General features: G+C 67.5%; 7 protein-coding genes. 3 read left to right on the top strand and 4 right to left on the bottom strand.

Features of this window, described 5'->3' with window-relative positions; genetic code table 11:
* Positions 1-746 precede the first annotated feature (746 nt).
* The 4 genes from MRY84_RS07935 to MRY84_RS07920 all read right to left on the bottom strand — a co-directional run bounded on the left by MRY84_RS07935 (position 747) and on the right by MRY84_RS07920 (position 8,202).
* Complete coding sequence (locus tag MRY84_RS07935; RefSeq protein ID WP_291505188.1) at positions 747-2,240, bottom strand: efflux transporter outer membrane subunit; 1,494 nt, start codon at positions 2,238-2,240, stop codon at positions 747-749.
* A gap of 94 nt (positions 2,241-2,334) precedes the next feature.
* Positions 2,335-5,568: an efflux RND transporter permease subunit gene (locus MRY84_RS07930; protein ID WP_291505187.1), complete on the bottom strand. Its 3,234-nt coding sequence runs from the start codon at positions 5,566-5,568 to the stop codon at positions 2,335-2,337.
* A 28-nt stretch (positions 5,569-5,596) separates the two neighbouring features.
* Complete coding sequence (locus tag MRY84_RS07925; RefSeq protein WP_291505186.1) at positions 5,597-6,859, bottom strand: efflux RND transporter periplasmic adaptor subunit; 1,263 nt, start codon at positions 6,857-6,859, stop codon at positions 5,597-5,599.
* Positions 6,860-7,347: 488 nt separating this feature from the next.
* Positions 7,348-8,202 carry an alpha/beta hydrolase gene (locus MRY84_RS07920; protein ID WP_363317502.1) on the bottom strand — a complete coding sequence of 285 codons (855 nt, stop codon included), beginning with the start codon at positions 8,200-8,202 and terminating at the stop codon, positions 7,348-7,350.
* A gap of 189 nt (positions 8,203-8,391) precedes the next feature.
* Between MRY84_RS07920 and MRY84_RS07915 the strand changes: the two genes are divergently transcribed.
* The 3 genes from MRY84_RS07915 to MRY84_RS07905 all read left to right on the top strand — a co-directional run.
* Positions 8,392-9,309 carry a LysR family transcriptional regulator gene (locus MRY84_RS07915; RefSeq protein WP_291505185.1) on the top strand — a complete coding sequence of 306 codons (918 nt, stop codon included), beginning with the start codon at positions 8,392-8,394 and terminating at the stop codon, positions 9,307-9,309.
* A gap of 166 nt (positions 9,310-9,475) precedes the next feature.
* Positions 9,476-9,763: a VF530 family protein gene (locus tag MRY84_RS07910; protein ID WP_291505184.1), complete on the top strand. Its 288-nt coding sequence runs from the start codon at positions 9,476-9,478 to the stop codon at positions 9,761-9,763.
* Between the two features lie 63 nt (positions 9,764-9,826).
* The coding region (locus tag MRY84_RS07905) for a glycosyltransferase (RefSeq protein ID WP_291505183.1) at positions 9,827-10,818 on the top strand (992 nt) is incomplete at its 3' end.

The raw sequence follows: 10,818 nt of genomic DNA, 5'->3' as shown, positions 1-10,818 counted from the left end.
CGGGCAACCTGCGGTGCTCGCGATCGGGGTGCGCTGCGGAACTCGCTTTGCGCTGCGCGCGCCGCTCGGACAACCGCAGCGAGTCAGTTCACGAAGCCTGTGTGTCCTGCGGCGCACAGGCCACCCCGCCCGCTGCGCTCCTCGGCGCATCCTGAAGGGAACCCGGGGAGCGGACATCCACACGGGCCATTGCTGCGCTGCGCTGCGCTCGGCCTGGCTTTCGCAGCGCGTGGCGCTTGCGCCCGCGAAGGCGGGGCCGAGCGCAGCGATGGCCCGAAGGGCTGTCCGGCTGTCCCACCCCTGCTGGCTGCGCCTGCGGCGGGGCGGTTGCGGGGTAGCACGGGCGCCCTAGCGCCCGTGCTTCGTAATCTGACTCGCCGCGGTTGTCCGAACGGAGCGCTGAAAGCGCGCAGTGAGTTCCGCGGCGCACCCCGCAACCGCCCCGACGCAGGTTTGCCCCGTAGCGCAGCGCAGGGGTCGCAGACTGGGGGTCGCCTTTCTTTTGGGTACTTTTCTTTGGCGAAGCAAAGAACAAGTACCTCGGCCGCCGGGCCGAGACCCGGCTCCCGCCCTCTGCATAGGCATGCTGCCCATCAGCAAGCTTGCGAGCAGCGCCCCGGTTTCACCCCTTCGACAAGTTCAGGATAGGCAAGCTCAGACTAAACGGACAGAATGACCAAAACTACAAAAACAATAGCTGCTAGCGCTTTCCAGACAAGCGCCAGAGGCCAAAAGCACACAAGAAACTACGGCGACACCTGCGCCACATTCACAACCGGCTGATCCCCCCACCCCCCACCGAGCGCCCGAATCAACCCCACCGTCGCCACATACTGCGCCGTCCGCACCTGCAGCGCCTGCCGCCGATTGCGCAACTCGCTGCGCCGCGCGTCCAGCAACTCGAGCTGGCTCACCAAGCCATTGCGATACCGCGCATCCGACAACTGCGTAGCCCGCCGCGCCGCAGTCACCGCCCGCCCTTGCGCCTCGGCTTGGCCAGACAGCAGACGCAGCGAAGTCAACTGGTCCTCCACGTCACGAAACGCGTTGAGCACCTGTCCCCGATGGTCCGCCAGCGCAGCCTCCAGGCGGGCCTTGGCGCCCTCAATCTGCGCATCGCGCTGGCCGCCGTCAAAAATCGGCAAGGACAGCAGCGCACTCACGCCCCAGGCACGGGCCGACCACTTGAACAAATCACCCAGCTCGGGCGATGCATGCCCCGCATTGCCCGTGAGCGTCACCGCCGGGAACCAGGCTTTCTGCGCCACGCCCACGCGGGCCTGGGCGGCCAGCACGGCCGTCTGCGCGGCGGAGACATCAGGGCGGCGGGCCAGCACCGTGCCAGGCACGCCCGGCGGGATCACGGGCAGAGCCGCGTCGCCGGTGGCTGCAGGCAGGGCGAAGGTGCTTGCGACTTCGCCCACCAGCACGGCGAGCGCATTGGTGAGCAAGGCCTGCTGGCGCTGCAAGGCCAGGGCTTCAGACTCCGTGGCCGCCACTTCGGTCTGCACACGGGCGACATCCAGCTCAGCCACGTCGCCAGCCTGCAGGCGGCGCTGGGTCAGGCGCAGCGTGTCCTGGTAGGCTGCCAGGCTTTCCTGCACCAGCACCTGCTCGGCCTGCACCGCACGCAGTTGCAGATACGTCTGGGCCACATCGGCCTGCACCATCAGGCGCGTGCTTTGCAGCAGCGCTTCGCGCGCGTCGGCGTCCAGGCGTGCGGCATCGCTAGTTTGCGAGAGGCGGCCGAACAGGTCCAGCTCATACGAGGCATTGAGCCCGGCCGTGCCCAGCGTGGAAGGCGTGGCGCTGCCGGTGCTGCTGGCGCCCGCCTGGCGCGACACGCCGGCCGAGGCGCCCACCTGCACCGAGCGTGCGGCATCAGCCGAGCGCAGCAGCGAGCGCGCCTCGGCCAGCCGTGCAGCAGCCTGCTGGATGCTCGTGTTGGCCGTGGCTGCACGCTGCACGAGGTCGGCCAGTACCGCGTCCTGAAAGCCCAGCCACCATTCGCCGCGCGGCAGGGCCTCGGCCGGAGGAGCCACTGTCCAGGGGGCGGTGGGCAGCGCATCGCCACCTGCGCTAAAGCTGGTGGGCACGGGCACACCGGCGTGCGGTGCGGGGATCACCGGCTGGGTCATGCAGCCGGCCAGTACGAGGGCGGCCGCCACGGGCGCCAGCAGGCTGCGCTTGCGCACGGCGGGGGCCAAGTCGTTCGGGTTCTTCATCAGCAATTCGGTCATGGTTGGTCTCCTGCCGACCCCGCTGCTGCATCGGGCAGCGCGGCGGGATCGGCGTTCAGGGCGGGCATCAAAGCCTTGGCCATGTAGTGAGGCATCACTCGTGGTCCTTGCGGGGCGCGGCGAGCACCGGGTGGGCGATGCCACCGCTGCCGGGCGCGTGCGAAATGGGCGCCACGTGCGTGCCATGTTCCACCAGCGGCCGGTTGCCCGCCAGCTTGCGCAGCACCACGTAGAACACGGGCGTGAGGAACAGGCCAAAAGCCGTCACACCAATCATCCCGGCGAACACCGCCACGCCCATGGCGCTGCGCATTTCGGCGCCAGCACCGGTGGACAGCACCAGGGGCAGCACGCCCATCACGAAGGCCAGCGAGGTCATCAGGATGGGGCGCAGCCGCAGGCGGCTGGCCTCGATGGCGGCCTGCACGGGGGTGCGCCCGGCAAACTCCAGCTCGCGCGCAAACTCCACGATCAGGATCGCGTTCTTGGCCGAGAGCCCCACCAGCACGATGAGCCCGATCTGCGTGAACACGTTGTTGTCGCCCTTGGTGAGCCACACGCCCGTCATCGCGGCCAGGATGCCCATGGGCACGATCAGGATGATGGCGATCGGCAGCGTCAGGCTTTCGTACTGTGCGGCCAACACCAGGAACACCAGCAGAATGGCCAGCGGGAACACCAGCACGGCGGAGTTGCCGGCCAGGATCTCCTGGTAGGTCAGCTCGGTCCACTCGAAGGTGATGCCCTGGGGCAGCGTCTCCTTGGCGATGCGCTCGATGGCCGCCTGCGCCTGGCCCGATGAATAGCCGGGCGCGGGGCCGCCGTTCACGTCGGCTGCCAGGTAGCCGTTGTAGCGCATGGCGCGCTCGGGGCCGAAGCTGGGCTCCATCTTCATCAGCGCCGACAGCGGCACCATCTCGCCGGTGGCAGAGCGCACCTTGAGCAGGCCCACATCTTCCGCCCGCGCGCGGTAGGCCGCATCGGCCTGCACGCGCACGCTGTAGGTGCGGCCGAACTGGTTGAAGTCGTTGGCATAGAGGCTGCCCAGGTAGATCTGCAGCGTGTCGAAGATGTCCGTCACCGGCACGCCCAGCTGGCGCGCCTTGGTGCGGTCGATGTTGGCGTACAGCTGCGGTACGTTGACCTGCCAGCTGGTGAACAGGCCCGCCAGCTCCGGCGTCTGATAGGCCTTGCCCATGAACGCCTTCACGGCGTTGTCCATGGCTTCATAGCCCAGCGAGGCGCGGTCTTCGATCTGCAGCTTGAAGCCGCCCGTGGTGCCCAGACCCGCGACGGGGGGCGGCGGGAACATGGCGATGAACGCGTCCTGGATGCTGCCGAACGCCTGGTTCAGCTGCCCCGCGACAGCGGCGCCGCTCTGGTCGGCGCGCGTGCGCTCGGCAAAGGGCTTGAGGGTGGCAAACACGATGCCGGCGTTGGAGCTGTTGGTAAAGCCGTTGATGGACAGGCCCGGGAAGGCAATCGCGTCCTCGACATTCGGGTTCTCCTTCATGATCTCGCCCATGCGGCGGATCACGTTCTCGGTGCGGTCCAGCGTGGCGCCGTCGGGCAGCTGTGCAAAGCCGATCAGGTACTGCTTGTCCTGCGCAGGCACAAAGCCGCCGGGCACTGCCTTGAACAGGCCCCAGGTCACGCCCACCAGCGCCAGGTAGATGGCCAGCATCAGCGCCTTGCGGCCGATGACGCGCTTGACGCCGCCGCTGTAGGCCTCGGAACCGCGATGGAACACGCGGTTGAAGCCGCGGAACAGCCCGCCAAACACCTTGTCCATGCCGCGCGTGAGCGCATCCTTGGGCTCGTGGTGGCCCTTGAGCAGCAAGGCGCTCAGTGCGGGCGACAAGGTCAGCGAGTTGATGGCCGAGATCACGGTGGAGATCGCGATCGTCACGGCGAACTGCCGGTAGAACTGGCCCGTGAGCCCGCTGATGAAGGCGAGCGGCACGAACACGGCCGTGAGCACCAGCGCAATCGCGATGATGGGGCCGCTCACCTCGCGCATGGCGCGGTAGGTGGCCTCGCGCGGGGTCAGGCCCGCCTCAATGTTGCGCTCCACGTTCTCCACCACCACGATGGCGTCGTCCACCACGATGCCGATGGCCAGCACCAAGCCGAAGAGCGACAGCGCATTGATCGAAAAGCCCAGCAGGTGCAGCACGGCAAACGTGCCCACCACCGACACCGGCACGGCCAGCAGCGGGATGATGGACGCGCGCCAGGTCTGCAGGAACAGGATCACCACGATCACCACCAGGGCGATGGCCTCCAGCAGCGTCTGGATCACGGACTTGATGGAGGCGCGCACGAACTGCGTGGGGTCGTAGGCGATGCGGAACTCCACGCCCTCGGGCATGTTTTTCTGCAGTTCGTCCATGGTGGAACGCACGTTGGCCGAGATGTCCAGTGCGTTGGAGCCCGGCGCCTGGAACACGCCCATGCCCACGGCCGGGTCGTTGTTGAGCAGCGAGCGCAGCGAATAGTCGGCCGCGCCCAGCTCCAGGCGTGCGATGTCGCGCAGGCGCGCCACGGCGCCGTCGGCACCGGTCTTGACGATGATGTCACCGAACTCTTCCTCGGTCTGCAGTCGGCCCTGGGCGTTGATGGACAGCTGCAGGTCCACGCCGGGCAGGCCGGGCGATGCGCCCACCACGCCGGCCGCCGCCTGCACGTTCTGCCCGCGGATGGCGGACACCACGTCGCTGGCCGAGAGGCCGCGCTGCGCGACCTTCTGCGGGTCGAGCCACACGCGCATCGAATAGTCACCCCCGCCAAACACCTGCACCTGGCCCACGCCCTGGATGCGTGCGAGGCGGTCCTTGACGTTGAGCACCGCATAGTTGCGCAAGTAGTCGATGTCGTAGCGGTTGTTGGGCGAGACCAGGTGCACCACCATGGTCAGGTCCGGCGCGCTCTTCACGGTCGTCACGCCCAGGCGGCGGACTTCCTCGGGCAGGCGCGGCTCGGCCTGCGAGACGCGGTTTTGCACCAGCTGCTGTGCCTTGTCGGGGTCGGTGCCCAGGGCAAACGTCACCGTCAGCGTCATCACGCCGTCGGTGGTGGCCTGGCTGCCCATGTAGAGCATGCCTTCCACGCCGTTGATGGATTCCTCCAGCGGCGTGGCGACGGTCTCGGCGATCACCTTGGGGTTGGCGCCCGGGTACTGGGCGCGCACCACCACGGAGGGGGGCGCGACTTCAGGGTACTCGGAGATGGGCAGACCGCGCAGCGCGATCAGCCCCCCGAGGAAGATGAGCACCGACAGCACCCCGGCAAAGATGGGGCGGTCGATGAAAAAGCGGGAAAGGTTCATGGATGCAAATTCCTGCTATCGCTTCCGCTCAGGCGGCGGGCGACTTGCTGCTGTTGGTGTTGTTCTTGGCTTCCTTGGGGTCGCTGGCCAGTTCGGCCTTGGCGGTCATCGGCACGGGCTGGGGCGCCACCACGGCGCCGGGGCGCACGCGCTGCAGGCCGTTGACAACGATGTTCTCGCCCGCCTTCAGGCCCGAAGTGACCACGCGCAAGCCGTCAATCGGCGCACCCAGGGTGACCTCGCGGTACTCGGCCTTGTTGCCCTCGCCCACCACCATCACGAACTTCTTGTTCTGGTCGGTGCCCACGGCTCGCTCGTTGATGAGCAGCGCCTGGGTTTCGCGCGCCTGGCCCATGCGGATGCGGGCGAACTGGCCGGGGATCAGGGCGCCGTCCTCGTTATCGAACACCGCACGCACGCGCACCGTGCCGCTCTTGGCGTCCACCTGGTTGTCGATGAGCTGCAGGCGCCCGGTGTGCGGCGTGCCGCCCACGGTGCCGGTTCCCATCTGCACGGGAATGCGCTCGATGAGCTGGCGCGCGCTCTGGCCCTTGGAGCCGCTTTGCAGGTCGTGCAGCGCCTTCACCACGATCTGCTCGTCGGTGTCGAAGCTGGCGTAGATGGGGCTTACCGACACCAGCGTGGTCAGCACCGGGGCGCCCGCGCCCGAGCCCACCAGGTTGCCCACGGTGACCTCGATGCGGCCCACCCGGCCCGCAATGGGCGCGCGCACCTGGGTGTAGGAGAGGTTCAGCCGGGCGGTCTGCAGGGCGGCCTGGGCGGCGCGCAGGTTGGCGTCGGCCTCGCGCTGGGCGTTTTGGCGCTCGTCGTGCTCGCGCTGGGCAATGGCCTTGTCTTCCAGCAGGCGCGTGGCGCGCTCCAGCTCGCTGCGGGTGTACGACACGCGGGCCTGGGCGGCCACCACCTGGGCCTCGGCGCGGTCGACTTCGGCGGCGTAGGGGGCGGGATCCACCGTGAACAGAAGGTCCCCTTGCTTGACCAGCGAGCCTTCGCGGAAGTGCACGGCCTGCACAGCGCCCGAGACGCGCGGTCGCACGTCGACACGTTGCACGGCCTCGAGCCGGCCCGAGAACTCGTCCCACAGGGCGATGTCCTTTTGCAGCACGGGTGCCACCGAGACGGGCATGGCCGGGGGCGCGGCAGGGGTGGCGTCGGCCTGCGCAACAGGCGCCTGGAAAACCAGGATGGCTGCGGCCACGGTGGCGGTCACGGCTGTCGCGAGGGTTGCCAAGCCCAGCGGGCGGCTTTTGGAGAGGGAATGGAAGTTCATGGTCATATCAATCGTTCAGGCTGCCCTGGTGGGGCGAGCCAGTGGAAGTTTTCTGCTGCGGCCCGGTGCGTTGGTGTTGCGCGGAAGGTGCTGGTCAACGCGGAGGCCAAGGACGAAACGGCAGTCTGGGGAATGACACCGTGACAAAGTCAAGGCCCGGGCAGCGCGCCGCCGGGCCATGCGCAAGCCGACGTCAGAAGACGCGGCAGCACGGCGTGTCGTGACAGCCCAGGCTGGCTGGCAAGTGGTCCAACAAGTCGTTCATGCTGTGATTTCCTCCGTATCTATCGTTGACATCAATGGCATCCACCTGCCGCCCGCGTGTTCGCGGCAGGAGGGCAAAAATCCATGGGCAACGCTTCTCCCTCCGGCGCGATCAGGCCGGAAAAAAGCAACGTTGAAACAGGTAGCTGGCGGTGAGGCCGCAGTATCAAACCTCAACCAAAGTTGAGGTCAACGACTTTCTGCGGCCGGCGCGGACGGCGCGTTTAGGAAGGCACCGGACATCGGGTGGCTTCGAAGAACCGGCGGAACTGCTCGATCGCCCCTGCAGCACAAGGACACTCGTGCTGGCCCGCTTGCAGCAATGCATCCGGCCACTGGGGGTTCTTGGAAAACACATGGCGCGTGACCGGAAGCCCGGCGGCCTCCAGCCGCGCGGCATAGGCCAAGGCCTCGTCGCGCATGGGGTCGGTGTCACCCACCAGGATCAGCGTGGGGGGTAGCCCCGCGAGCCGGTGTGCCCCCGCCGGAACCGCGTAGGGGTGCTCGGCATCGCGCGGGCAGCGCAGAAAATTGCGCCAGCCCTCAGTCCATTTGCATCCCGTGGCGCCGCCAGTGGCTTCGCGCAGCGAGGCCGTCCCTACGCAAGGGTCGAGCATGGGCGACAGCAGAATCTGCCCGGCCAGCGGCGGGTGGGCCTGGTCGCGCGCCATCAGCGCCACCGCAGCGGCCAGGTTGCCTCCGGCTTCTTCGCCCGCCAGGTAGACCAGTGCCCCCTGCCCCCCCAGCTTGACGCGATTGCGATGCACCCACTTGAGGACGTCATAACCCGTCTCCACCGGTTGGGGAAAGGGCGTGAGCGGGTAAGCGACCGAAACCACCACCGCACTGGCTTCCTCCAGCAGCTTGGCCACGGTGCAGCCGTTGTCCAGATCGCCCGACACAAACGCGCCACCGTGGAAATGCACGACCACGGGCGAAGTCGCGCCAGCCCTCTTGCGTCCGTACATGCGCACCGCCACATCCTGGCCCTTGGCCACCGCAATGGTGGTGTCGGCGCAAGTCGAGGGCGCTGCAGGCTGCGGCGCGGGCGTGGTTGAATCTGGGCGGTCGGGCTGCATGGCATGTACCCCGTGGGTGGTGGCAGGTCGGTTGACGATGGATGAAATGTAGTGGCTTGCGGCCGCGGGATAAACAGGCCAAACACCACCGCACTGTTTCCAAACGCTCAACAATCACCCCGCGAATGCCGTGTGAGAATTCTTCAGCACCCACTGGTGGGTGCTGCCAGACAGATTCAAGGAGAAGCCGTGGACCAGATACAGGCCATGCGCATATTCGTGCGGGTGGTGGAGGCCGGCACGTTCACCCGGGCGGCGGATTCGCTCAACCTGCCCAAGGCCACCGTGACCAAGCATGTGCAGGCGCTGGAAGAGCGCCTGCGCGTGAAGCTGCTCAACCGCACCACACGCCGCGTGACGGTGACGCCCGACGGCGCTGCCTACTACGACCGCACCGTGCGCCTGCTCACCGATCTGGACGATATCGAGGCCAGCATGACGAACGCGCGCGCCAACCCGCGCGGCCGGCTGCGCGTGGACGTGGGCACCTCGGTGGCGCAGTTGCTCATCATTCCGAACCTGGCGGACTTTCATGCCCGCTATCCCGACATCCAGCTGGACCTGGGGGTCAGTGACCGCATCGTCGACCTGATCGGCGACAACGTGGACTGCGTGATCCGCGGGGGCGAGCTGAGCGACCAGTCGTTGGTTGCGCGGCGTGTAGGCAACCTCGAGTTCATCACCGTGGCTTCGCCCGATTACCTGTCCCGCAAGGGCGTTCCCAGCCATCCGCTGGAGATCGAACAGAAGCACGCCAGCGTCATTTACTTCTCGCCCCAGAGCGGGCGGCACTACCCACTGGAGTTCGTCCAGGGTGCGGAATCCATCGACATCACCGGCCCCTACCAATTGAGCGTGAACGAGGCCAACGCCTATGTAACGTCCGTGCTGGCGGGGCTGGGCATCGGGCAGATCACCAGCTTCCAGGCACAGCCGCACCTGCAAAGCGGCGCGCTGGTGCAGTTGTTGCCCGAATGGACGCAGCCGCCGCTGCCCGTGTACGTGGTGTACCCGCCCAACCGCCACCTGAGTGCCAAGGTCCGCGCGTTCGTGGACTGGGCGGCCGAGTTGTTCCAGCGCGAGACGCATCTGCAGCGGATGGCATGAATCCCCCCTGAGCCGCTTCGCGGCATCCCCAGAGGGGGACGCCACCCGTGCCTGGCAAAGCCAGTTCCACGGAGGCATGGTGGAGTCAAGCCCGCTGCGTGCGAGTGGGGCCGCACGCAGGTCGGGGCGTATCCTCACCACGTTCTCAGTCTGTATGCTTGCAGGCATGAGCACCTCAGAGACCCCGCCCCCTGCACCGCCGGCCAGCAAGCCCGCCCAGCCCCGCAACCCCCTGCACGGCGTGACGCTGGAAGCCATGGTGGTGGGCCTGGCCGATTACTTTGGCTGGGATGAGCTGGGGCGGCAGATTCCCATCCGTTGCTTCCAGATCGACCCCAGCGTGGGCTCCAGCCTCAAGTTCTTGCGCAAGACGCCGTGGGCGCGCGAGAAGGTCGAGAGCCTGTACCTTTTCATGCTGCGCGAGCAGAAGCGCCAGGCAGAGGCCCGGCACTGACACGCCCTCGCCGATAACGACTTCCTGCCCGCTGTCCGGCCCGGCCCGACCACCGAACCCACGATGCGCATCCTGTTCATCCACCAGAACTTCCCCGGCCAGTTCAGGCACCTGGCCCCCGCCCTGGCGGCCCAGGGCCACGATGTGCTGGCGCTGGCGATCAACCGCCCCACCGCTGCGCTGCCCGGCGTGAAGGTACTCATGTACCAGCCACAGGCATTGCAGGCACAGGCTGGCACGCCGGAAGATGCGGCGCTGCTGGAGTTGCGCAACAAGATGGTCCGGGGCGAGGCCGTGGCTCGCGTTCTGGAAGGCCTGAAGCAGCAGGGCTATGCGCCCGACGTGGTCTATGCCCATTCCGGCTGGGGCGAGGCGTTCTATGTCAAGGACGTGTTTCCGGACGCCAGGCTGCTGGTGTACGCCGAGTACTTCTACCAATCGGTTGGAGGCGACTCCAACTTCGACCCGGAATTCACCCGCCCGAGCCAGGGGGCTGGGCGAAGGCTGCAGACCAAAAACCTGCACCTCATGCATGCCCTGGTGCATGCGGATCGCGGGGTATCGCCCACGCAGTTCCAACGCGACCGGCACCCCGCCCCGCTGCGCGACAGGATCGAGGTGATCCATGACGGCATCGACACGAGACGCTTTGCCCCATCGGCCACGGCCCAGGTCACCCTGCGCAATGCGGGTGTCACGCTGCGGGCCGAGGACGAGGTCGTCACGTTCGTTGCCCGCGAGCTGGAGCCGTACCGGGGCTATCACATCTTCATGCGGGCGCTGCCCGAACTGCTGGCACGGCGCCCCAATGCGCACGTCGTCATCGTGGGCGGCAGCGGCACGAGCTACGGGGCCGCCGCACCGGCGGGAACAACGTGGCGCCAGATATTCCATGCAGAGGTGGCCGCGCGGATCGACCCCCAGCGGGTGCACTTTGTCGGCAAGCTGCCGCACCATCTGCTCACCCAGCTGATGCAGGTGTCCACCGCCCACGTCTACCTCACCTACCCCTTCGTGCTGAGCTGGTCGATGATGGAAGCCATGAGCATCGGGTG

Source organism: Acidovorax sp. (genome assembly GCF_022763525.1).
Lineage (GTDB): Bacteria > Pseudomonadota > Gammaproteobacteria > Burkholderiales > Burkholderiaceae_C > Acidovorax.
This window is presented reverse-complemented; position numbering and strand designations above follow the sequence as displayed.

Coding starts and splice junctions, on each gene's coding strand:
- MRY84_RS07910 (WP_291505184.1), top strand. CDS start 9,476: ATGAGCACCTCAGAGACCCCGCCCCCTGCACCGCCGGCCAGCAAGCCC.
- MRY84_RS07935 (WP_291505188.1), bottom strand. CDS start 2,240: ATGACCGAATTGCTGATGAAGAACCCGAACGACTTGGCCCCCGCCGTG.
- MRY84_RS07930 (WP_291505187.1), bottom strand. CDS start 5,568: ATGAACCTTTCCCGCTTTTTCATCGACCGCCCCATCTTTGCCGGGGTG.
- MRY84_RS07920 (WP_363317502.1), bottom strand. CDS start 8,202: ATGCAGCCCGACCGCCCAGATTCAACCACGCCCGCGCCGCAGCCTGCA.
- MRY84_RS07925 (WP_291505186.1), bottom strand. CDS start 6,859: ATGAACTTCCATTCCCTCTCCAAAAGCCGCCCGCTGGGCTTGGCAACC.